14 protein-coding genes are annotated in these 22750 nt (G+C 63.5%); 2 read left to right on the top strand and 12 right to left on the bottom strand.

Translation table 11 applies throughout. From position 1 onward, the window contains the following. Positions 1-77: 77 nt before the first annotated feature. From vccD to vccB, 4 genes are read right to left on the bottom strand one after another with little or no spacing between them, the layout of a single operon-like run. Positions 78-740 (bottom strand): Verru_Chthon cassette protein D, encoded by a 663-nt coding sequence (gene vccD / locus VSP_RS30525; RefSeq protein ID WP_009965509.1) that lies wholly within the window; start codon positions 738-740, stop codon positions 78-80. Then, entirely contained in the window at positions 737-4633 is a 3897-nt protein-coding gene (gene vccA, locus VSP_RS30530; protein WP_063607716.1) for a Verru_Chthon cassette protein A, read from the bottom strand. Before vccA ends, vccD begins: the two co-directional genes overlap by 4 nt. Before the next feature lies 1 nt (position 4634). Further along, entirely contained in the window at positions 4635-5810 is a 1176-nt protein-coding gene (locus VSP_RS30535; RefSeq protein ID WP_009965511.1) for a prepilin-type N-terminal cleavage/methylation domain-containing protein, read from the bottom strand. 33 nt (positions 5811-5843) lie between these two features. Then, positions 5844-6338, bottom strand: a complete 495-nt coding sequence (gene vccB, locus VSP_RS30540; RefSeq protein ID WP_081452823.1) for a Verru_Chthon cassette protein B — start codon at positions 6336-6338, stop codon at positions 5844-5846. A 187-nt stretch (positions 6339-6525) separates the two neighbouring features. Here vccB and VSP_RS30545 point away from each other — a divergent pair, with 187 nt between their 5' ends. Further along, complete coding sequence (locus tag VSP_RS30545; RefSeq protein ID WP_009965515.1) at positions 6526-8598, top strand: sensor histidine kinase; 2073 nt, start codon at positions 6526-6528, stop codon at positions 8596-8598. After that, the gene (locus VSP_RS30550; protein ID WP_009965516.1) at positions 8595-9224 is read left to right on the top strand and encodes a response regulator; all 630 of its coding nucleotides are present in this window, start codon (positions 8595-8597) and stop codon (positions 9222-9224) included. The genes VSP_RS30545 and VSP_RS30550 overlap by 4 nt, the downstream gene beginning before the upstream one ends. 272 nt (positions 9225-9496) lie before the next feature. Here VSP_RS30550 and VSP_RS30555 read toward each other — a convergent pair whose 3' ends face one another. From VSP_RS30555 to VSP_RS30590, 8 genes are read right to left on the bottom strand one after another with little or no spacing between them, the layout of a single operon-like run. Then, positions 9497-10372 (bottom strand): DUF58 domain-containing protein, encoded by an 876-nt coding sequence (locus VSP_RS30555; protein ID WP_009965517.1) that lies wholly within the window; start codon positions 10370-10372, stop codon positions 9497-9499. After that, on the bottom strand, positions 10369-11370 hold the full coding sequence (locus VSP_RS30560) for an AAA family ATPase (protein WP_009965518.1): 1002 nt from the start codon (positions 11368-11370) through the stop codon (positions 10369-10371). The genes VSP_RS30555 and VSP_RS30560 overlap by 4 nt, the downstream gene beginning before the upstream one ends. A gap of 25 nt (positions 11371-11395) precedes the next feature. Then, positions 11396-12241, bottom strand: a complete 846-nt coding sequence (locus VSP_RS30565) for a hypothetical protein (RefSeq protein WP_009965520.1) — start codon at positions 12239-12241, stop codon at positions 11396-11398. Position 12242: 1 nt separating this feature from the next. After that, positions 12243-13490, bottom strand: a complete 1248-nt coding sequence (locus VSP_RS30570; protein ID WP_009965521.1) for a YncE family protein — start codon at positions 13488-13490, stop codon at positions 12243-12245. After that, positions 13487-15940, bottom strand: coding sequence for a glutamine amidotransferase (locus VSP_RS30575; protein ID WP_009965522.1), 2454 nt, complete (start codon positions 15938-15940; stop codon positions 13487-13489). The genes VSP_RS30570 and VSP_RS30575 overlap by 4 nt, the downstream gene beginning before the upstream one ends. Before the next feature lie 24 nt (positions 15941-15964). Further along, the gene (locus tag VSP_RS38150) at positions 15965-17410 is read right to left on the bottom strand and encodes a trypsin-like peptidase domain-containing protein (RefSeq protein WP_198141266.1); all 1446 of its coding nucleotides are present in this window, start codon (positions 17408-17410) and stop codon (positions 15965-15967) included. After that, a complete protein-coding gene (locus VSP_RS30585; RefSeq protein WP_009965526.1) occupies positions 17397-20786 on the bottom strand; it encodes a hypothetical protein in 3390 nt (1129 codons plus the stop codon). Before VSP_RS30585 ends, VSP_RS38150 begins: the two co-directional genes overlap by 14 nt. Beyond that, positions 20783-22735: a vWA domain-containing protein gene (locus VSP_RS30590; protein WP_009965528.1), complete on the bottom strand. Its 1953-nt coding sequence runs from the start codon at positions 22733-22735 to the stop codon at positions 20783-20785. The genes VSP_RS30585 and VSP_RS30590 overlap by 4 nt, the downstream gene beginning before the upstream one ends. Between the last annotated feature and the right edge of the window lie 15 nt (positions 22736-22750).

The raw sequence follows: 22750 nt of genomic DNA on the forward strand, positions 1-22750 counted from the left end.
AGGCAGAGACGGTTTGAAATTACCTTCCGGCAGGCAAACTGACTACCTAGCCAATCGGCTAAACCTTGATGACATGCTCACGGACGGAACACACGGGCGCGACCGGTGACAGGGTCCACCTGCACGGTGCCAAAGTTATAAGGGATGCCGGTTTCAGGATTTAACGGATCGTGCTGTGAATAGAAGGTCATGAACCAGTTACCCTCCGGCGGGTCGATCGGTCCGAGGTTGGTGCCTCCATTGGGGCGGAAGACAAATCCCAGACCGTCTGTTTCAGTCGTCTGGCCCGGCAGCGTCTCCCTGGTGACAAAAAGCCCGGACCGGTTGGGATTGCCATAGTCAAACAAGGTGGAACTCTCCGCATCCGCGGCGATGATGATGGACTCCGGCAGATACCGCACACCCCCCTGGGGGCGTCCCTGCCCGGCGGCCCCCGGCTCCATGACAAACGTGCGAAAGGCACGGAACTGCAGGTCCTGGGTCGAGGCATCCGTTGCGATCTTGTAGAACCGCACCTCCACCTCGCAGTTGCGGGTCATGGCCAGTTGCCGGGCAGCGCTCAGCTCGTCCATGATCATGGTGCTGGCGCGGTTCAGGCTGGATGCGCGCAACACCGACACGCCCATTGGAGTCGCCACGGCCAGGAGGACGGCCGCGATCACACAGACGAAGAGCAACTCCAAGAGAGTGAAAGCAGCCCAATGCCGGCGGGATTCAAGTTGATGATGGCCGCGATTCATGGGGCAAATCGGGTGACGCTGCGTACGCGGAACTTGTAGGGGCCGACCATGCCTTCAGGATCCAGCTCATCCGTTGGTGTCCTGCCGTCCGCCTTCACCAGGGAGTCGGTGTTGGGCTCCAAGTAGCGCTCGACCATGAAGCTCCCCCGGAACTCACTGGTCACGAGGTCCCGGCCATCCACAAACTCCCCGGCGGGAGTCGCTCGCAAGGTCTTCAGGGCCTGCGCTTTCACATGCACCGTGAAGACATTCGACTTGGTGGTGAGCCGCGGATAAATGTGACCATAGGGCTGCTCACGCACGTTGTCCCCGGTGAGCTGATAGTCCCTCCACCAGTCCGCCATGTTCGCATGCTTCGGGCTCGCACCAGGCTGGGCCGGGTTTACACTCTTGCCCGGCACCAGATAGATGTCGCAGATCTCCGAGGCGGAACGGAAGATGTCTCCTGCGGCAAAGCGCCTCTCGAATCCCGCCAGGGTTCCCTCTCTTTCATCAAGGTTCAGCGCATAACGATAATCCGGCGTGGGAGCGGCCGCAGTGTTGTATTTGTATTTACCAGCATCACTGGCAGGAATGGCCGTGATGCAGGTGGACTTCAGCACAGCCCGTACTGCCGTGGCCCGGGTGATGTACGCAAAGGGCACCATCTGGTAGTTCATGTTTACCTTGCCTGCTGTGGAGAAGGGATCGCTGATGGCATAGGGCTCCACGATGGGCATGGTGAAGAGATCAAGGAAGGCGTGATCTGGCGGGGTGTCATACGGCGGGCCTGCAGGAGGACCGGATGCACTATATTGTTTCCCAAACCCCGGATGGGCGTCGCCCCCCAGCGGATTGCGGCAGAAAAGCAGGGTCTGCCAGGGCTTGACGTCTGCGGGACGGGCCGGATCAATGCCCGTGGGCAGGGAACCGAAGGCCACTGCGGAGGAGATCTGACGGTTGGGCGAGAAGGACGCCCCACTCTCCACCACTCCTGCCCCATTCACATAGCCTCCCTTGGCATAATAGAGTCCGGAGGAGGACTGGGATTTGTTGGCACTCGCCTGATCGGCGATGTTGATGTAGGGACCGTCTGCCGTGGTGCCGATGCCCGTGTCCCAGTCCCCCAGAGTCACCCCATCGGCCATGTACGCGCCATTGAGACCCCGAGGGGCCACAGGTGCTGTGCTGTTGCGCTTGTTGTCCCCGCGGTTCGGATCCAGATAGGGCGCATTGGGGAGCAACTTGCCACGCACATCCCCTGAGCCCCCGCTGCCGGCGTAAAATCCATTCTGATTGCTCGTGTCGCCCGGGCCGGTCTGGGCGTCGATGCGCAGGCTGTGCACCAGATTGGCCTCCGCCGTGACCCCAGGAGCGTCATACGGCTTGCCACCCAGCGCGACATCGCGCTCGCCATGACCTTCGAAGTACTCCTCGGGCACTTCCCTCAAGGAGGCATAAACGCGCAGGTCGCCTTTTGCCGGACCACCATAGCGGACCTCCACACTGCGGACAGTGTCGGTGGAGCTGATCAAGGGGAGTGGATTGTGTTTGCTGTCTTCCAGGATGCCGAAGCGACCGTTCTTCACAGCGGGGTTCGCGTAGCGCGCAATGCGATTGTCAAAGTTGACGTAGGCCGCCGTGCTCATGGTCGGACGGGGAAGGCCGGTCACCGCAGGAAACTTCAGCTTGAGCGTCTGCGCCGGAACATTGGGCGAAGAGGCTGCGGCAATCTCAATGGTGATGGTGCCGCCGTTGAAGTCGAACTTGGTGGCGTTCACCTTGAAGTCCGCAGAGCAGAACGTGTAGTTTGTTTCCTCATCCCCCTGGCCCAGGACCTTGGCGTTGGTGAAGACACCGGAGGGGCTGTAGTACTGGGTGGCCTGCTCCAGTCCGGTCAGCGCGGTGGCATTGGACTGACCGTCGAGGCCAGTTACCAGATTCCCCACCAGGCCGGGGAATGCCATGGGCGTGGTGCCAGCCATGAAGGCGTCCATCCCCTTCACGGAGTAGCGCACATGGGACGACCACACGGGCGGGCCAGGTGCAGGGTTGAAGGGTTCCAGGATCAAGACCGCCCGCACCTGGGTGGGATCCGTCTCACTCGATGCATAGAACACGAGCGCGGCCTCCGTGACGGTGGGGAATCGTCCAAAACCCCGGGTGCCGTTGGGCAGAGCCAGCGGGACAATCTGCGACTGCGCCGGGATGAGGCGATTGGGATTAAAAGGGGCATAGTAGTACGCCGGGTTGCCCGCCGTGCTGAAGGTGTTCACATGGCTGCGTACGAAGTCGAACATCTCTGTCAGGATCTGGTCCCGGGTGGTGGGGTACTTCCCCTGCAGGCTGCCGCCCAGTCCGGGGATCTGCGCTTGCGTCATGGCCTGCAAGTAGGCGTAGAGCTCCTGATTCCGCGGCACCTCATCCCAGTCCATGATGGGGCTCTGGCTGCTGGCTTGGGCAAGCTGGGCCGGGGTGGTGAATGTGTTGTAGCGCTGGAAGTAGTAAGGCTTCGGCGTGGCGCTCTTGTTGCCCAGCGTGGAGCAGAAGGCGATCAGCTTGTCCTGCGCGTTGCGGTTCACCGCCTCATGAGGCTTGTTCACGTCCGTGGTGTTGGCCTGCAAGGGCCAGAGCGTGATCCTGGGTTTGTTGAAGAGATTCACCTCCGGTGCCCGGCTGGTGGTGGTGAGCAGGAAGCGGGTGCGCTCGATGTCCTGCTCAGCAAAGGGAATGAAGGCCCCACGACTGTTCTCCTGCCGGGGCACCCCCACAGTGCTGAACATGAGCTCATCCACCGAGGCATACAGGCGGTCGGCATCCGTCACCAGTGGCAGCGTACTGCCAGTCACGTTGGCCGTGCCACTGCGACTGCCCCCATTCACCACCCGGGGGCTGTAGCTGTAGATCCGCGCATTGTAGGTCTCCAGCGGCTCCTCACTGAGCGGCGGGAAGACCGGGCTCAGGCAGGTCATGGCAGGATGCCCGGGATAGCGCTGAAATTCATTCTGGGCTGGCATGCGCAGGGCCAGCTGCCGCTCATAGCCGTCAGAAGAGCCGGCACTGCCTGTCACCGATGCCGTCCAGGGCCGGTCCCAGAAGGTCCCCTCGGAGGCGGTGTTGAGGTTGATCTTGCAGCTCTCGTCATCCGTCCAGAAAGCGATACGACCCACGATGTGATTGAGCGTCCCGTCCGGCAGGGGATCCCCGGCACCGTCCACCTTGCGGGACGTGGCATCCATCACCGCCATGCGACCATCCTTCAGCACATAGAGCCACCGCACCGGCATGGGCAGGGGATTCATCTGCGAGCTGCTGGTGGCCACAATGGCGGCTCCGGACGGGATCGTGGAATCGAGGTAACAACCCTCCACCGGTGCCACGGCGCCCACGAGGGCCTCTGCCGCCCCGTGATCCCGCGCGACCGCCCCGGGATGAATGACGGGGTAGTGGGCTATGGCGGTGCTCCCCCGCCCCACCCACACCGGAGCATTGAGATCAGTGTAGAGCGTGGTGTTGGTGGAGGCGGCCCAGTCCGCGGGGACCTCATCGGCCAGCTTGGAAACAGGATCGAAAGCCCCCTCCACCCGCATCTGGGCGGAGGAATAGAGCTTGTAGGCAGCGCTGGGATTGCCCGTGGTGTTAAACGTGCGGATCATGCCCGGCTGGGAGGCCCACGCAAGGGAGGGAGAACCGGTGGCAACCTGAACCTGGGTCATCACCATGCTCGCGGCGGAATCGGCAAGCATGCGGGCATCAGACGAATACTCCTGGCTCTTGGCGGCTTGATACTCCGTGGAGACGCTGGCGAGGAAGGTGACCACCAGAATGGTCAACAGGGCGATGAGGGGCAGCACCACCACCAGGGCCAGACCACGAGGCGGGAACTGTCGACGAATGGAAGATGTTGAGTTCATGTCAGTTCGCACTCCACTTGGCCTCACGCATCATGATCTCCGTGGAGAAGATCCGGTAGGTGAGAGGCGTGATGTTTTGGGTGAGGTTGCCGGGCTCGGCATTGCAGATGTTTTCCACCGCGCGCAGGTCCGCCTCCAGAGCAGCGGCGTTGCGGAACAATCCCGCACCGGAGAAGTCGAGCGCCGCAGGAGGTGTCGTGCTGTCGCCCTGAAGCCGGGCGGCGGAGGCTTCATCCAGCACCACCATGAGCACACGCATCAAGGGTGGCAGTTGATGGTGACGGGAGGCATTTACCGGCTGGGGCGGCTGCCCTGGAGCAGGGGCGGGCGGATGGGTGGCAAAGGTGTCGCCGGGAAACGGAGGATCCGCTCCTGCCCACGCCGCATCGTCCACGGCACTGCGGGGCACTCGTGAATTGTAGTTGTACTGCGGGGCCAGCGAGACCCCGTCTCCCTTGCCCGTGGGAGAGTCCTCGCGTGGAGACAGCTTGGGCAGCAGCACGAGGGCGATCACATTCTCCGCCAACACTCGGCCAGTGGCCTCCGCATGATTCACGAACCAGTCCTGCGGCTTGCCCGCACCGGATTGATAGACGCCCAGTCGCTCCGTGCGCTGGGTCATCTCCATCAGCCGGTAGCGATAGCGCGGCTTGTAGCCGACCGCCTCCCGCACCGGTTCCGGCACCGTGGCCTCATCACTGCCGAACTTCAGGAAATAACCACAGGCATTGAGCGATGCGCGCAGCGACTCGTGAGCTGCCGAGTGCCCAAGCGGCGCCTGGAAGAAGACGGCCTGCGTCTGGGTGGGCACTTCCTTCGGGCTGGCCGCCAGCAGGGTGCGCGCCTGCCCGGAGATGAAATGCAGGTCCGACAGGCGGTCATACACTTGGGGCACAAACGCCGCCCGATCAGCCGCCGTCAGCACCGTGCGCGAACGGTTGGCACTGTCGTAGTAGTCATAGTAGGTGTTCAGCGTGGCCTGGCTGAGCGTGCGCGTCATGGACTCGAACGCCCCCCGCGCCTCCTGAAAGGACTGGATGCGGCCCATGGAGCTCTTCCAGACCTGGCTGGTCTGCTGCGTCATCTGGGCAACCACCGCCACCACCAGGGCGAGCACCACCACCGCGAGCATGAGCTCGACAAGCGTGAAGGCCCGGATGGAACGTTGATGGGACATGGCTTGGGTGCTGGAAATTGGGTGGAGGTGCAACTACCGGCCGTTGTCGGGTACGAGGAAAGAAACTCTCCTCGCATCCGGGTTCTTCAGAATGTCCGCCTCCTTGCTGGTCCGCGGCCCCTGGGTGCCCAGGACGCTCACCGTCACCAGCGCCAGCCGCGAGGCTCCACCTCCGGTGGGGAGGGCGGCTGATGGTGTCACCTGATAGGCAGCCTTGTAGCGGGCGAGCGAGGGATTCGCGGAGCGGCCGCCCTGATCATCGAAACACCAGGGCTGGGAGGCGGAGTCAGACTGCAACTGACTCAGGCGGGAGAAGTCCGTCTGCTGCGCAGCATGAACCATCTGCTGGGTGATCTGGCTGCACACCGTGGTGTCGATCGCCTGGCGCGAAACATCCAGACCCACCGGCAACAGGCCGAAGATGGCGACCATGGAAAACGAGACGATGCCCAGCGCAAGCGTCACCTCTACCAGCGAGAAACCCAAACGAGCCCGACAGGGTACGCCTGGCAGGAATGGCAGTCTCATGGCGCAATGTTTTACTTCATGGGATGTCACTGTGGACTTCATGCCCGCAGTATGACATCCACACCCGGCCGCTGCCTACCTAGCCAGATGGCTAATTATTTTGCATGAGTTATGCAGATATAATGACGCGCATGAAATATTCTGAAAGACTGGTGCGTCATGAAGCCGCTCTTGGCATGTCACTGGAATGATCGCAACTGTATCTCGCACCCTTATCGTCTGGCTGGCCATGCTGCTGGTTGCACCTTGGCACGGGCAGATTGCACGGGGGGCGGAACCGCCGCTCACCTCCATCATCAGCATTCGTGCGCTGACGGCCGAACAGGCCGCGAAGCGACTGCCGGTGTTGGTGGATGCCACCGTGACTTTTCGCAACTCACGCCAGTCCAATCTGATCGCCAACGATGGCCGCGAGGGCATCTATGTGGCTGTGCCAGAAGGCATGGGTGCCGAACTCAAACTGGGCAGCCGCATCCGCATTGAGGGGGTGACTCAGCCCGGCGGCTTCCTTCCCATCATTGAATGCCGCCACATCACCCATCTGGGCGATGGCGTCCCTCCCCCGCCAAAGCGAATCGACGCCGCAGAACTTTTCTCACCCTCGCTGGACTGTCAATGGGTGGAGGTCGCGGCCGTCATGACAGGTGTCGTGTGGCATGACAATTCACTCGTCATCACTGCGGAAATCTCAGGCTGGACGGTGCGACTCCTCGTGCCCACAGGTGAAGACGCTGTGCAGAAGGCCTCCCAGTTGATGCAGCGGCCCGTGACCATCCGCGGCGTGGTGGGCAGTGTTTTCAACAGCCAGCGACAACTTGCTGGACGGCATTTCTTTGTGGCCAGTTTTGACCAGATTGTCCCTTCTGAGGCTCCAGCCCCAGAGGGAGAACCCCGGCTGACCCCGGTGAATGAACTGCTGCGCAGTGATTCCAACTCGAGCACCCGAGTCAGGGTACGCGGTGTGGTGACACACACCACGGATGACGGTCTGTATATGCGGGGAGAAGGCGGGAGTATTTTCGTGCATGCCGCCGTCAAGGGGCTTGCTCTCGGCACCCGGGTGGAAGCAGAGGGCTTTGCCGCAGTCGCTCCGTTTCGTCCGGTCCTACGCGCCACCAGGGTGACGCCCCTGAGCATCGCGATCCCGCCCCAACCTCAGGTGCTCAACCTGAATGACCGGCAGCTCGGTACCCAGCAGGCAGAGCTGGTCACGGTGGATGCAACGGTGCAGGCGCAGCGGGACGGACCCAACCATGAAAGCACGCTACAATGCCGCACGGGAGATTGGTTCTTTGAAGCAACACTCCCGCCCCGCAGTGATCCGTATCCCCGGTATGCACCGGATACACGGCTGCGGCTCACGGGCATCTGTGAACTGACGACCACACGGCCCCTTCCCTTCAGCGAGAGCGTGGACGGCTTCCGTCTGCACCTTCGTGGCGGGAACGATGCGGCCATCATCCAGCACCCGCCCTGGTGGACGCTGCGGCGCACGCTCTGGGCCCTGGGGCTATTGGGTGCGGCCTCTCTGGTTTTCCTGGGTTGGGCGGCCTTGTTGCGCCAGCGGGTGACGGAACAAACGCGCATCATCGGCACCCAGATCGAACGCTCTGCCGTGAAGGATGAACGGGAGCGCATTGCCCGGGAGTTGCACGACACCATCGAGCAGGAACTGGCCGGGCTCTCCATCCAGCTTCGCAACGCACGGCAGCGCATCGCCACCGCCCCGGAACAGGCCAGTCGATCGCTGGGCCTGGCGGAGCAGATGCTACGACATTGTCGCGAGGAGGCACGCACTTCCATCCGCGACTTGCGAAGCACCGCCCTGGAGCTGCGCGGCCTGCATGGAGCACTGGAGGAGATGCTCACCCCGCTGGCCACCGAAGCGGGGGCGCACTTCTCCCTGGAGGTGAAGGGAGAGCCGTACCACCTGGCCGGGCCTTCGGAGATTCATCTGCTGCGCATCGCCCACGAGGCTGTGGCCAATGCGGCACGCCATGCCTCACCCCGCCTCATTCAGGTGACGATTGAGTTCACTCCTGAAACCGTCTCCCTGGAGATTGAGGATGATGGCTGCGGCTTTGACACCGACGCCCCTGCGCCGCGGGGTCACTTTGGCATGCTGGGCATTCGCGAACGCGTCAACAAGCTGCAAGGCACACTCCAGACGCATTCTGAACCCGGCAAGGGTACCCGCATCCATGTGGTGGTGCCTTCTGAAGTCGCCAAACGCTCCAACGGCTCCACTCCTCACTCATGAAAAGAAAAATCCGCGTTCTGGTAGTCGATGATCATGCGATGATGCGCCTGGGCCTGACTGAGGCCATCTCTGGCGAGCGCGACATGATCCTGGTGGGTGAAGCCAGCAACGGCACCCAGGCGATCCAACTCTACCGTGAGCATCAGCCCGATGTGGTGACCATGGACTTCAAGATGCCCGGTCAGGATGGTGCGGAGATCACAAAGCAACTACGCCTGGAGTTCCCCGATGCTCGCGTCGTCCTGCTGACCGTCTTCGAAGGGGAAGAAGACATCTGGCGCGCGGTGCAGGCGGGCGCATCAGGCTATGTCTCGAAGTCCGCCGAGGTGGAGGAACTGCTGGAGGTGGTGCGGAGAATTTTTGCCGGGGAACAATACTTCTCCCCAAACGTGGCGGCGAAACTGGCGGCGCGGCAGGCACGAAACGCACTCACACCGCGTGAGCTCCAGGTGCTGCGCCACATTGTGGCCGGATACAGCAACAAGGAGATCGCAGCGAAGCTGCACATGTCCGAGGCGACGGTGAAACTGCATATTTCCAACACCCTGGACAAGCTGAATGTCGCCGACCGCACTCAAGCGGCCATTGAGGCCGTGAAGCGGGGCATTGTGCACTTGGACGAATGAGTTCGGTAAGCAGTGAATGGTGAGAGGTAAGTGGTCGATAGTGAATAGGCGAGATGTTGGCGTATATCGCCGCGCCCGCCTAAAGGCGGAACTCCAACCCTCTGCGCTCCAACGGCGGGGTTGGAGTTCCGCGTTTACGCGGTCAGGGCGCACTACCCCTGGCGCGCTGGGCCGGAGACCCCGCCTCCTTTACGCCGCGGCCAAGCTCTGTGAGGCCTTGGCCCCCACTTATCACTTATCACTTTTTACTCTTAACTTTTCACTTTGTCCAATCACCCCAACCATCCCCTCAGCGTCGCCACCAGAGACTGACTGGTCGTCGTGCTGTACCAACGGACATCCTGTGCCCCTGCCAGCCGGCGCAATCCTTCCCTCCACTCCGCCACGCGTCGGGCATACGCAGTGCGGATGGGTTCCGCAGCGGTGCGCAGGTGGCCGCCGGTTTCGGGTTCCATGAAATCATAGTCCCCGCCCTCGGGCAGGGAGACCTCGACGGGATCGAGGACCTGGAGGGCAAAGACATCATGGCCCTGGGCTCGGAAGGCGGCGAGTTGGGCAAAGATCGCCTCTTCCTGTTCCAGGAAGTCGGAGATGAACAAGATGAATCCCCGCTGACGGCAAAAGGGTCGCATCTCAAGCAGCGCCGCCGCCATGTCCGCGGCCCCCTCGGCAACACAGCCGCTGAGGGCTGCACAGATGCCAGAAACGTGATCCTTGCTGTTGCGCGGCGGCAGGCTCGGCCCATGGGTCAGATGCAACGCCGGAGCATCGCCTTGTCTCCGGGCGAGGTGCGCGGCTCCCGCCAGAGCCCGCTTGCCATACTGATGCTTCGAGCTGGGGCCATGCTGGATGGACATGGACGCACTGCTGTCCAGCACCAGATAGACAGGACGTCTGGATTCAGCGCGGCTCTCCCGCACATAGAGCCGCCGTTGCCGCGCCAGGAGTGACCAGTTCACGCGACGCAGATCATCGCCCGGCTGATAAGGGCGATGGCTGTGAAACTCCACCCCGGGTCCGCGCATGAGGCTCTGGTGCTGCCCGTGCCACACCGCATCCGCCAGGCCCCGGCCCACCAGATCCAGATCTTCCATCGCAAGGAAGACCTCCGGATCTTCCACCGTCATCGATGCCGCGACAGCGTTCATGCTTTCTCCTGAGACACCTGTTGCAGCAGCTTTGCGACAATCGCGTCCGCATCCACCTTCTCAGCGCGGGCGCGGAAGTTAAGGACCAACCGGTGGCGAAGCACGGCTGGAGCGAGTGCACGGATGTCTGCAAAGTCCACGTGGGCCCGCCCATTGAGCAGGGCCCGCGCCTTGCCCGCGAGCACCAGCGCCTGGGAGGCACGGGGACTGGCACCGCATTCGATGAATTCCGTGACGCCGGGCACATTGCTGGTTTGTGGCCGCGTCGCTGAGGCAAGGCGGACCGCATAGCGTCCCACGTCAGTAGAGATGGGGACAGCCTGCACGCTCTCCTGCAGAGCCTTCAGGGCCTCTGCATCCAGCACGGCATTCACTGCCGCAAGAGCGCTGCCCGGGGCGTTCATGGCGATGGCCAGCTCGTCCTCCTGGTCCGGGTAGTTCACCCGAATGCAGAAGAAGAAACGGTCGAGCTGCGCCTCGGGCAGTGGGTAGGTGCCTTCCATCTCGATCGGGTTCTGCGTGGCGAGTACGAGGAAAGGACTGGGTAAAGTGTAGGTCTCCCGTCCAATCGTCACCTGCCCCTCCTGCATGGCCTGGAGCAGCGCGGCCTGGGTCTTGGGAGGGGTGCGGTTGATTTCATCGGCAAGCAGGACGTTGGCGAAGAGCGGCCCCGGCATGACGATGCGCTGATAGCGCCCCGTGGAGGGGTCTTCCTCCAGCACCTCGGTCCCGGTGATGTCACCCGGCATGAGGTCCGGGGTGAACTGCACACGATGAAACTCAAGGTGCAACGCCTTGGCCAGGGCGGCGCTCATGAGCGTCTTGCCCACACCCGGCACCCCGAGGAGCAAGGCATGACCGCGACACAGCAGCGTGAGCAGCAGGAGCTCGGCGGTCTCCTCCTGACCCACGACGCATTTTTTCATTTCACTGCGCAGCGCTTCGCGGGCGGCAAACAGTCGGGCAGCGGGATCGTTGGAAGTGGCTGGAGTGGACATGATTCAGGGGAAGTGAGGGGTCGTGTTATTCGAACTTTGATTTGCCACCACCGATGGCGAGGCCGATGCGTGATGCTGGCTCGGCATCCTCCTCCGCCGGGCGCTGCGTGGCTTTGCCATCGCCGTTGCCATCGAGCTGGGCGTGTTCCTGCACGATGTAGCCACCCTGCTTGTAGAGAGCGAGAACGGCCTCGTTGGTGGCGAGATAGAGCTCTGTCAGACTGAGCACGCCGTCCTGGTTGGCATCACTCGCGGGAGCGGCAAGCGCCTGGGCCAGGGATTTAGGAAACTCCGTCTCACTCTCCTTGTCCCCGGCGGTGGTGGCGGTCACGACATAACGCCCAGGTCCCGAGGTCCGACGGACCAGATCCGCACTGACTGTGGAGGTACCCAGCACCACCAAAGGCACCTGGGGCGCGCATTCCTTCAGGGCATCCCCCATTTCACGCAGACTCACATCCGGCCCCGGCAGATTGAACATGGCCCCGCCCGTGACAGGGTTGGCGTGCCCTTGCAGGATGACCCATGCAGGGCCCGCTCCGGCAGTCTTGGTGTGCGCCACCACCTTCGCCAGCTCATCCAGCAGGGCCTCCCGGGTGCAGGGGCCGTCGTAGCCAGCATTCTTGGGGCCGTACAAGACGGTGATGTTCCCTGCCGGCACCCCGAAGCGCCCGGTCAGGGAGCGTCGCAACGACTCCAGATTGGTTTCATAGAACTCGTGGTGCCTGTCGTCTCCCGGTGTCCCGTTGAAGATCCACACCCTCGGCACGGCCGTGTTGACGGAGGGCCGGGCAGCCGGCTCCTGGGCAGAACCTTTTGGAGCTGCCAGAAGGCAGATCATGCTGCAGAGGATCAGGCGGATACTGGGCATGTCAGCGGGCAGAGGGTGAAACACGTTTCTTCCAGATCAGGATGCGGTTGTCGAAGGTCTTGGCCGCGAAACGATCCGGCCCAAGCAGTGTCAGGTGGTAACATCCCATTGGGGCCGGTGGGGCCGTCCAGATCTCTGTGCCATCTGGCAGGGCAAGCTGGCGCACCGGGGCGTTCGCGCGTGCCGAGGTGATAAAGGCGCTCTTGTAGTCAGGCGCATAGGCCACGGAGGTGAGATCATCGATGGAGCGGCTGATGGTGATGGCCTGCGGGGCATCTGCGGCACAACGGACCACGCCGCGCTCTCGCATCGCCACAAGAGCCTCTGAGCCATCCAGGTTCACGGCAATCCAACGCGGCGTGACCGAGATGCGGGACACCCACAAGACCTTCAGATCAGCCAAAGAGATCATGGTCACCAGATCCTCCTCCGGACCGGGCACTTCAAACGCCACCCCCGCCGCCTTGCCATCCCGGGACACGGCCATGGATTGCGCAAGGATATTCCGGGTGATCTCAGGGAAGATCTGGGCCACGGACATCTTCCGAGGGCTGGCACCGCCGCTCGCATGCACAGTGAGTCCAGCGTTTGAAAACACCACGAGATCCTGGGTTCCAGGAAGAAACTCTGCCGCGACAGGCGGGGCATTCTGCGTGACCTCCCGAGGCACCCCATTGGGGTTGACTATCGTCTTCCGGGTTTCCACCGGAACTGTCAGAACACGCTTGCCGGCTTCGTCCTCCACCATCACGGCACCGGACTGGTTGGAGAAAGCGATCCTCTGCCCATCCTTGGACCAGGCGAGCATGCGCAGGGTGAGTGTGCCCGTGGTCGAGCGGCCCAACGTGCGCACCGTGGTCAGGTCCTGGGTCTCCACGAGGTCGATGCCCCGGGGGTGCAAGTTGGCGAGGTGCGCGCCATCCGAAGTGGCCCGCAGGGATCCCCGGTCAGGCCCAAGGTGGGTCTCGGCCTGCTGAACCTCGATGGTCCAGAGCCCGTCATGAAAACCTTTGAGGATCCGCTTGAGCCGCAATCGCGCCTCCTCACTGGGATGCGTCTCCATGGCCGCACGCAACTGCGGCTCCGCTTCGAGCATCTGCGCCAGCGCTTGTTGCGCCTCGTCCCGCAGGCGGACCTTGGGCTCGGCCAGTTGCTCGATGAGCGCCGGGACGCGGTCTCCATCCCGTTGTGGTTCCTGAGCCGCAAGAGCGGCCGCCAGACAAAGCCATGTCATGAGGACTCGATTCATGCAGCACCAGGGAGAGGGGTTAGAGGAGTCACACTGGAACGACCGGCGCGGCGCAGCAGCCATTCCAAAGCAAGCAGAGTCATGATGACCGCCCACCACGACCACCGGCTCCACACCGGCTGCGGCCAGGCCCGCGACTCCCGTGCGGCATGGGCCTCAGAGGCGGCGCGACTGGCGGCCACGGCGGACTCCACGGTGGTCAGCACCTCACCGCCGCCCGCTTTGGCCAGACCCGCCATGAGTTCACCATCGGGAGCAGAGCGGGTGTATTCACGGCTCTGCACCCGCACACCGCACTGCGCCGCATCGGTCAGGACTTCGCGCCCAGTGTTGGTATCGAAGAGCACCTGCACCTCCTGGTTGGTTAGCTCTCTGGGCATTTGCAGCATGCCGGTGAACTCCCGCCGGTCCCGGTCATAGGTGAGGCGGACACGGGGACTCCCCGGCAGATCGAGGCGGGCTCCAATCTCCTGCACCGCCACTTTCTCTGGATCCGTCTCCGCCAGGAACTCCACTGCCACTGGCAACTTCCCGCCCGGTTCGGCTTGCGCGACGAGGATCTTTCCAGAGAGCTTGTCCCGCCGCCAGCGGATGCTGTTCTCCGCGAGCCACTTCATGGTGTTCACCCAGTAGGCGGCATAGTACGGGGAGGGATGGGGAGGCCGTGGCGAGGCGGGAGCCTGGGCCTCACTGGGATGGGTGGTCAGAGATGCGCCCTGTCCCAGCTCAATGCGATCCCCCAAGGTGGGAGCGTGATCAGAGCTCCAGCGGATCACTTCTGCCCCCCAGCCTCCGTTGGGATCTGGCAGGTAGGCGATGGAACGGCCTCGCCCGTAGTTCTGGGCGGCGATGACAGGCTGGTCGGGCTCATCCTTCACCACTGCGAGAATCGTGGCCCCGGGCTTGGCGCGTCGCACGCGGTTCATGCCGCTGAAGGAGGGGTGCGTGTCCAGGATCGCCGCATTCTCTTTGGGGTCGCTCACCAACTGCCAGATGGGATGGTTCCGCACTGAGGCAGGAATGGCGACTTCCAGCGTGCCGCCATAGTTGCCATCGCCGTAGTCCACCATGTCCACCGGAGTGATCTTCTCCCAGGGCGTGCGGTCATAGTTGCCGGAGTCGAAGGCGGTGTTGCCGCCAGCCATGAGGAAGCCCCCGCCCCGCTCCACCACCCACTCCACGACCCACTGCATCTGCTCCTCAGAAAAATTCCCCACCGGCACATCGCTGAACATCATCACATCATAACTGTGCAGTTCCTCCCGGGTTTTAGGAAACGGACGGGAGGAATCCACCAGCATCTCGCCATTGGCGAACTTTACCCCGAAGAGGTTGGGCCGGTCCACATACTGGCTCACCGGGGTGAAGGTGGTGCATTCCATCTCACCGGTGCCGGTGCAGGCGGAGGTGATCATTTCGATGTCATTGACGAAGTGCCCCTCAGATCCCAGCGAGCGCTTGGCATGGGTGCCTTCTGCCACGAGCACACGCAGCTTGGTGGTCACCACTTCCATGGTGAAAGTGAAGCGGTTGTCCTCCAGCGTCGCCTCCGTGCCTGGTCCCTTGAGTTCCACGGTGTACTTCGTGGTGCGGGCCGGACTCACGAAGACGAGCTTGCGGGACGCGGTGGCGACACTGGCATCAGAGGCAGGCGAAAAAGTGACCGTCTGCCGCGTGATCTCCGCCCCCTCATCATCCCGGAGAATGAGATCAAAGCTCTCCGTCCGGGAGACACCGCCAGCCTCCAGCTCCACGGGCACCACCACGCGGGACTGGGCACGCACCATGCGCGGCGGCAGCACCGAGACCAGGGCAGCGTTTCGCGCTGGCACATCCCGACCCACCAATCGCGTGGACAGTCGAACCCCCGCCTCGTGTAGCGCTCCAAGCGCCGTGCTGAGCCGTGAAGCATCCTGCACACAACCATCTGACACCACCATGACATGGTCGAGATTCGAGGACTCACTGCTGGCGACCAGGCGCTCCAATGCCGCAGCCAGCCGCGTTTCCGGGCCATCCGGCTTCAGGGTGAGGTCCCCGCTCGTTCCGATGGGCAAAGGCTCCGAATCCACCGAGAACTGCCGGTACTCCGGTGCAGGCAGCCCCGCCTTCTGGAACGCGGAACCCAAGTCAGCCGTCCACCCCAGCGCCTCCTCCCAACGCGTCCCCTGCTCTGTGCCCGCCATCGTCATGCTCGCGGACGCATCCACCAGCACCACACTGCGGGAGGCCCTTACGGGCGTGCTCACATTCTCCGATGGGTTCAACAAGATGAATGCAATCAAGGCGATGGCGCTCAGACGCAGCAACAATACAGGAGCCTGGAGCCATGCCGGATGCAATGGTCTGCCCCGGAGCGCCGTCACCACGGCCAGCAGCGCGGCACCCACAGCGAGCCCCACGATCAGAGGGACTGGCAGCGCTGGTTGCAGGGTGGAGTACAGATTCATGCAGGAAGAGAAGGGTGTGGGCGACTACTCCCTTTCTGCATTCAGAGGCAGACGGATGGCGAGGGTCTGGTCGTCTGCTCCGGTTCGAGCCTTAACCTGATTCACCCCCTCCACCAGCGCCGCCCCGGCGGCGCTGGCATCCGCCACGGGTTTCCCGTTGATCTCCACGATCTCCATGCCCACGGCGAGACCCGTTTTGGCTTTCTCCTTCTTTCCTATCTGCTCGACCACGAGGCCTTTCCGACCCTTGCGAAAATCAATGCCGGGCAGGCTGTCGAGACGGAAGGTCGATCCAGCAGGAACTGCCTGGGGGTCATTGCGACCGGCGGTCAAGGTGGCCGTCAGTTTCTGGCCCGCCCGCTGATAGCTCAAGGGCAGTGATTCCCCAGGCCGGACCATGGAGGCGAGGAAACGCAGATCCCCACGGGTGAAAACCTTGCCGCCGGAAGCCTCCAGCACAATGTCTCCCGCCTTCAATCCCGCCGCCGCTGCGGGCCCCCCCTCCATCACCTGGCCCAGCTTTGCCCCCGCCATGCTGACGAGGCCCGCAGCTTCAATGTCCTTGCGCAAGGGCTCCTCAATCTGCCAGCCAAAGAAGCCGCGCTCCACCTGGCCCCGCTCGGCAAGCTGGGTGACCACATTTCGCACCAGGTTCGAGGGAATTGCGAAACCGATGCCGACATTAAACCGCCCTGCCGCGCCCCAGATGGCAGTGTTGATCCCGGCAAGCCTCCCGTGCCGGTCTGCGAGCACGCCGCCGGAGTTGCCTGGATTGATGGCGGCATCTGTCTGGATGTAACTCTCATACCCACCTCGCGTGGTGAGATCCAGGTTCGCACGACGCACGGCAGAGACCATGCCTTTGGTCGCGGTGATGCCGATCTTGAAGGGATTCCCCACCGCATACACCGGATCGCCCACACGCACCGAGTCACTGTCTGCCAGCCTCAAGAAGGGCAGCCCGGTGGCCTTGATCTTCAGCAAGGCCAGATCGGTCAGTGGATCATCCCCCACGATCTCCGCGTCATACCGCCGGCGGTCGGCGAACTCCACAGAGATCGCGTCGGCCTGCTTGCCGTTCTGCAAATGGATGACGTGGCTGTTCGTGACAATCCACCCGTCGGCGCTGATCACCACCCCGGAGCCCACGCCCTGCACCCGCTCGTTCTCCCGGCTGCCGCCATCCCCACCGTTGCCTCTGGGGGCGGAGCGGTCCCGGTTAAAGAACTGGTCGAGCGGGTTCTCCGCATCAGCCCCCTCCACGATGCGGGCGGGAAACACCGAGACCACGGCAGGCGTCACGGTGTCGATGAGGTCGGCATCGCTGGGATAAACAGGGGCCGCGCCCGAGGGAGCGGCAAAGATCACCGCCCCCTGCCCCGCAGGCAGACGGGGAACCTCCGCCCGCAACGACGACGGCGACAGGAAACAAAGCATGCTGGCGAGAGCGGCGGCCTTACTGGGGTTCATTGCCAAAGTCATCGGAGAGGTTGCGGAAATAAGCTTCGATCTCGCGGCGGTGTTTTTCTGGCACGCGATTCTGCACAGTTTGGGTGGTCACCCGGCCGGGAAGGCTGGCCATGAGGAGGTCCAGACGTTCGATGATGCCATCAAAGGCAGAGAGAGAAGGCACCACGGCATCCAGTTGGCTGGCCAGTCCGGTGATCGTCTCATCACCCAGACGTATTGCTTCCGCCGAGAAGCGATCAATGTCCGCCTTGGCACTGCCCGCACCAGATTTGCCCTCCCCTTCGCCTGGACCTTCACCGCTGCCTTGCCCCTTGCCGGGAGCTGGTGGGGTTGGTTTCCCGGCCTGGGCCAGGAGTTGTTCCGACGGAGCAGCACCCTCCCCCTTCTGAGCGGCCTTGTCGCGCAGGGCCTTGGCCTTCTCCCTTAGCTCGGTGAGTTGGGCGAGACGTGTGGCGTTCAGTCGCGCCGCCTCCGCATTCAGCACCTGGGCCATCTTCTCCAGCCGATTTGCAATGCCAGCCTCTCCTGTTGCGGCTTTGTCTTCATCGGGTTTGGTCCCTTGCCCGTTCCCACCTGCGTCACCGGGATCGCCCGGTTTATTTCCTACCCCTCCGGCAAGGGCTTTTAGATCCTTGGCAAGTGCTTCGGTGCCGGCGCGGGCGCGAAGGGCAGCGAGCTCCGCCGCTCCCATGCCGGGGCCGGGACCTGCGCCCTTGCCACCCGGTGTCTTGCCGTTGCCACCATCACCTGGCGTCTGAGCCGGCTGGTTGCCGCCTGCGGCGGCGAGCGCCTCCAGGGCCTTGAGGATTTCATCGGCGAGCTCTGCATTCCGCGCCGCCTTTCCGGCCGCCTGTCGCCCGTCTTTACCCTCCGCCTCCCCCTGCGGGTTCTTCGCAAGTTCCGGGGTTCTCCCTTCTCCGCTCTTTTGGTTATTTCCTTTCCAAGATTCCCCGCCTTGAGAGGGCTCCCCCTCCCCTTCGCCTTTGCCACTGCCCTGACCCTGCCCTTGGGAGCCGGACTTCTGTGCATCCGCCTGGGCCTTGGCGGCCATCTGCTTCAAGGTGTCGGCCAGCTTCTCCTCGATCATCGCGCGGATGAAGTCGGAGAGATCCCGCAACCGCTGCTCCGCATCCGTCAGGAGTGGCAGCGCCGTGAGATGCTCCTTGGAGTGAAGGCGCTCGTCCGCATCCCGCATGAAGGTCTCCGCGGCCGCCATCAGCTTCAGCATGGGGTCGTTCTTCTGCGGGTGGGTTACGATGGAGGAGAACAGTTCACCCGCATCCGCCACAGCCACCTCCTGCTGCCGGCGGGAGGCCTCCAGGGTTGCGATGGGCTTTGCCACCTCCTGCCCGATCTGCTCCCGGACGGTTCTTTCCTCTTCCGCCAGACGCTGGGCCTCGCGAGCCAGTTCTTCCAGGCTCTTGATTTCCATGTCCTCGCCTTCGTCCATCTCGCCGTCCTTGGCATCTCCAATCAACCAGATGAGATGCTTGCGGATCAGGAGCAGGGAGCTCAGGGCCCGGTCAGATGACAGATGAGCCGGTTCAGCAAGGATGCGCGCGAGGTGGCGACCGGTCTCCGTCATCTGCGCCACAGCGGTGCCCAGCAGGGTCACATCATCCTGCGGGGCATTGGGCAGTTGCTGCCAGTTGGCGAGCAAGGCATTCGCCTTGAGGATCACGTCCTGCTGCTTCACGCCCGTCTCCTGGCACCTCGGCCCCACGCCATCGGCATTTTCATCCTTGGCCGCCTCCTTCACCATATGGCAGTCTGAGACCACGACCCGCTGGCCGCGAATGAGCTCATTCAGCTTCGCGATCTGCAACGGGGTGCCGTTGGGTGGACGCCCCTTGTTCAGCGCAGCCAGTTTTTTAAAGTCGCGAATGTCGATGCAACGCAGAGCGCTGACGCTGCGGGGACCGCCCCGCGGCTTGTGATCCAGCGCATAGGCGTACAGCTTGATGTTGTCGTTGATCGTCAGCGGTACGGTCTCCAGCATGGCGCGGGTGAGTTCCATCAGGTCGCGCTGGTCCCGCTCGGTGATGACCTTTTCCAGCGTCCACAAAGTCTGGCCTGCGGCCTCCATGATGAGTCCCACCTCCGCGACCCCAAAGTCATCACGCGCCCGGATGCGCACGGGCAGCTCTGTCACGCACGTGGCCTGGAGGTCCTTCACCGGCTCCAGCAGCTCCACGGTGGGCAGCCGGTCTGCGAGCCCGACCACCTCATAGCGCCAGGTGTCCAGCAGGACACCCGCTTTGTCGAAGACGTTCAGGACGCCGGAGTACTTGCCCAGCGGCGCCTTCCAGGAGGCCTGCACCGTTGCTCCGTCGCCGTGCGTGGAGATCGTTTGGGGCGCACTGGTGTCGGAGGCCAGCGTCCACTCCACCCGGTCCGGCGGAGTGTTAAACCTGAAACTCCACTCCAGGCGGCTGCCCTCCACCACGCTGGCATCGCCTCCGGGCCGCTCCTCGGCACTGAGCCCCGTGTAGTCTGGGAAGTGCACAGTGACCCTTGCCTCCTCCAGCCGCGGGATGGGGAGATACTTCACCGTGTGTGTCGGTGTCGAGCCATCGCCGGCGACCACGCGCACCTGGAAGTCCCCCGTCATGCCGGTGAGCACGGCGTCATAGGTGTGCCCGTCTGCCAGGGTCGTCAGCGCGTGGGGCTGCCATTCCCTCGAATCCGCTGCCTGCACCAGCATCTGGGGTTCTGCATGCCGACCCGCAACTGCGACGGCGAGACGCGGTGGATGCCGGTCATCATAGCGTGCCGGTGGTGACTCCCAGGCGACCGTGGTGTAAGTAGGCGCACCGAGAGGGAACAGAATGCGGTGCAAGGCAGTCTGGAAATCCGGCGACTGCCGGGCCGCACCCAGCAGAGTGGCCACCAAGACGCCCCCTAGAGCAAGCCAAACCAGCAGACGCCCGGACGGCGCGAGAGCCTGCCACTTGCCACGACGCAGGCGCTCCTCTGCCTCGCCCAGCAAACGGGAGGACAGAATTCCCCGATCGCCGCCTGTGGGTGCAAGTACGCCTTTGCCCGACAGTTCCCAGGCGGTACGCAGGAGCTGACCGTCAGCCGGGTTCGTGGCCTCCATGGCCTTCACCACGGCCAGGGGATTCCGCCCCTTCCTGCCAACCAGCCAGCGTTGAAGCACAAGCAGCAACACTCCGGCAACGGTGATGCCAAGGAGCCACAGACGCTTCAGTTCTGGCCAGGCCGCCGTGAGATCCAAATATGCCAAGCCCATGATGGCGGCCACCCCCACCGCCAGCCCGGTCAGCAGGGCGGTCGAGCCATCAATCAGCCGGCGACGACGCACGACGGCGTGCACCGGTGACTCATCGAACCTAATCTGGGAGGGACGTTTCATCGGGTGGATGAGGGGTGCGGACGGCGGGTGGCGACGAGGTTCTCCGCCATGAGGAGGAACAGGAGTGCCACCGCCACCCACGGCCAGAGTTCATGCCGCCAGGGGACGGATGCCTTTGCCAACGAAGGATCTTCCTGTGGAGTAGAAGCGGGAAGCGATGCGTCTGGAACACCAAAGGCCTGTCGCAGTGCGGTGATCTCGACACCATTCACCACAGACTCCGATGGAGCCGCAGCCACGATCTCCGTATTGCCTGTGGCATCGGCGTAGAGGCCGGGAGGGCGATCTTCATGAACACCGGGATAGCGAGGCTTCAGTTCAGGGCTGGCCCCCTCCGCCTGGGCCACATAGGTGAAGAGGCTCTTTACAAGTGGCACGAACAAGGGATCGCGCGGCAAATCCGTCCACTCCCGGGTCAAGGAATGAGCCAGCACGAGGATGCGGCCCTTAGAGGTGACGGCGGGCGTCTTCTCCAGCAGCAAGGCGTGTCCGCCATCCAGCGTTGCCAGCGCCTTCCAGCCCGATTCAACAGGGACGTCAAATCCATCCCGCCACTCAGCCTCCCGGAGATCCCCGCCATCTTTGCCATCGTAAGGAGCCAGGATGGGATGCGTCCGTTCCCAGGTCGTCAACGTCCGTACGGGGCCGGCCTCCTCTGCCAAAGCTGGCATGCTGTCACCCCCAGCAGGACGGATGCCGGGAGGGAGGAGCCCTGCCGCTTCCAGAACAGCAGAAGCACCTCGGGTCCAGCGGGCATCGAGTGCAATCAGAACACCTCCACCCGTCTCCACATATTGTGCGAGGAGGCGCGCATCCGCCGTGGAGACCGCAGGCAGACCGCACAACGCCACCGCGGCCACTCCGGATAAATCCGTAGCTCCCTGGCGCGCGGAGAGTCCGTAAACGATCTCGGGCTGGAACGGGGTCTTCCCATGCGCCGCGCCAGAGGCCGTGAGCGCCTTGTCCACGAAGTAGGCCTGCCCTTCAAACGGCGTGTTGCCCGGGTTGCCATCCACCAGCAGGACCCGCCGGGGTTGGACCCACCGCACCGCGAAGGGACGCTCGTCATCCGCAGGCCAGTCGTCCCCGCCGCTGAGGGAGATAGTGCCCCGCACTTCATCACGAGGCGGCTTGAGTTTGAAGATGACCCGGTCTCCGCCCTCCGGCACGGTCTGCGTGATCGTGATGCCCTCCGCCTTCAAGGTCACGGCGCGGTCGGCCCCCGTGGGCAGGTGCACCTCGGCCTCGATCTCCATCTGCTCCATCACGTAAGGCGTGAGCAGGGTGACCTGACGCACGGCGGCGTTCTGCATCGAAGGCGACCGCAGGGCGTGCACTTCCAGCGACACTCCTGGAGGCCAGACTCGCGGAGGACTGGGCGGCACGTCTCCCTCCGCCAGATGCGCGATGAGCACCACTTTCCCAGACTGACCCGCTCCGCCGTCGCCAGCACCAATCCGGTCCAGGGCCCAATTCATGGCCCGGGTCAAATCTGTGGGAGCCCCGGCACGAGGGGTCCATTCCCCGGCATCAGAGATCACCGCCACCTCATCCGAGAACTGGGCCAGCGTCAGTTTGCCGCCTTCGGCGACGTCTGCGGCGGCACGTTGGAAAAAATCCATCCCCGCTGTTTTCATCGCCCCGGTCACGCTGCCGGAGGCATCCAGCAGGATCACCGTCTCCGCCGGATCAGCCACCGCCTTGACGCTGGAGCTGAAGAAGGGCCGACAGAAGACCACGGCCAGCAGGATCACGCAGAGAAGCCGCAGAAGCAGCAGGGGAATCTCCTCAAACCGCGACCGCCGCCGCCGCTCCTGCAACACCTCATTGAGAAACCGCAAACTGCCCACCGGAAGCTGCCGGTACTGCATGCGGCGACGCAGATGCACCCACAGCGGCACCGCCAACGCGGCTAGCGCCCAGAGGAATCCGGTGTTCAGGAGTGACATCTTGCGACATCATAG

Origin of the sequence: Verrucomicrobium spinosum DSM 4136 = JCM 18804 (genome assembly GCF_000172155.1) — a bacterium.
Classification (GTDB): domain Bacteria; phylum Verrucomicrobiota; class Verrucomicrobiia; order Verrucomicrobiales; family Verrucomicrobiaceae; genus Verrucomicrobium; species Verrucomicrobium spinosum.

Bases quoted from the DNA above. Each gene is read 5' to 3' on its own strand.
- vccD (WP_009965509.1), bottom strand. From the start codon at position 740: ATGAATCGCGGCCATCATCAACTTGAATCCCGCCGGCATTGGGCTGCT.
- vccA (WP_063607716.1), bottom strand. From the start codon at position 4,633: ATGAACTCAACATCTTCCATTCGTCGACAGTTCCCGCCTCGTGGTCTG.
- VSP_RS30535 (WP_009965511.1), bottom strand. From the start codon at position 5,810: ATGTCCCATCAACGTTCCATCCGGGCCTTCACGCTTGTCGAGCTCATG.
- vccB (WP_081452823.1), bottom strand. From the start codon at position 6,338: ATGAGACTGCCATTCCTGCCAGGCGTACCCTGTCGGGCTCGTTTGGGT.
- VSP_RS30545 (WP_009965515.1), top strand. From the start codon at position 6,526: ATGATCGCAACTGTATCTCGCACCCTTATCGTCTGGCTGGCCATGCTG.
- VSP_RS30550 (WP_009965516.1), top strand. From the start codon at position 8,595: ATGAAAAGAAAAATCCGCGTTCTGGTAGTCGATGATCATGCGATGATG.
- VSP_RS30555 (WP_009965517.1), bottom strand. From the start codon at position 10,372: ATGAACGCTGTCGCGGCATCGATGACGGTGGAAGATCCGGAGGTCTTC.
- VSP_RS30560 (WP_009965518.1), bottom strand. From the start codon at position 11,370: ATGTCCACTCCAGCCACTTCCAACGATCCCGCTGCCCGACTGTTTGCC.
- VSP_RS30565 (WP_009965520.1), bottom strand. From the start codon at position 12,241: ATGCCCAGTATCCGCCTGATCCTCTGCAGCATGATCTGCCTTCTGGCA.
- VSP_RS30570 (WP_009965521.1), bottom strand. From the start codon at position 13,490: ATGAATCGAGTCCTCATGACATGGCTTTGTCTGGCGGCCGCTCTTGCG.
- VSP_RS30575 (WP_009965522.1), bottom strand. From the start codon at position 15,940: ATGAATCTGTACTCCACCCTGCAACCAGCGCTGCCAGTCCCTCTGATC.
- VSP_RS38150 (WP_198141266.1), bottom strand. From the start codon at position 17,410: ATGAACCCCAGTAAGGCCGCCGCTCTCGCCAGCATGCTTTGTTTCCTG.
- VSP_RS30585 (WP_009965526.1), bottom strand. From the start codon at position 20,786: ATGAAACGTCCCTCCCAGATTAGGTTCGATGAGTCACCGGTGCACGCC.
- VSP_RS30590 (WP_009965528.1), bottom strand. From the start codon at position 22,735: ATGTCACTCCTGAACACCGGATTCCTCTGGGCGCTAGCCGCGTTGGCG.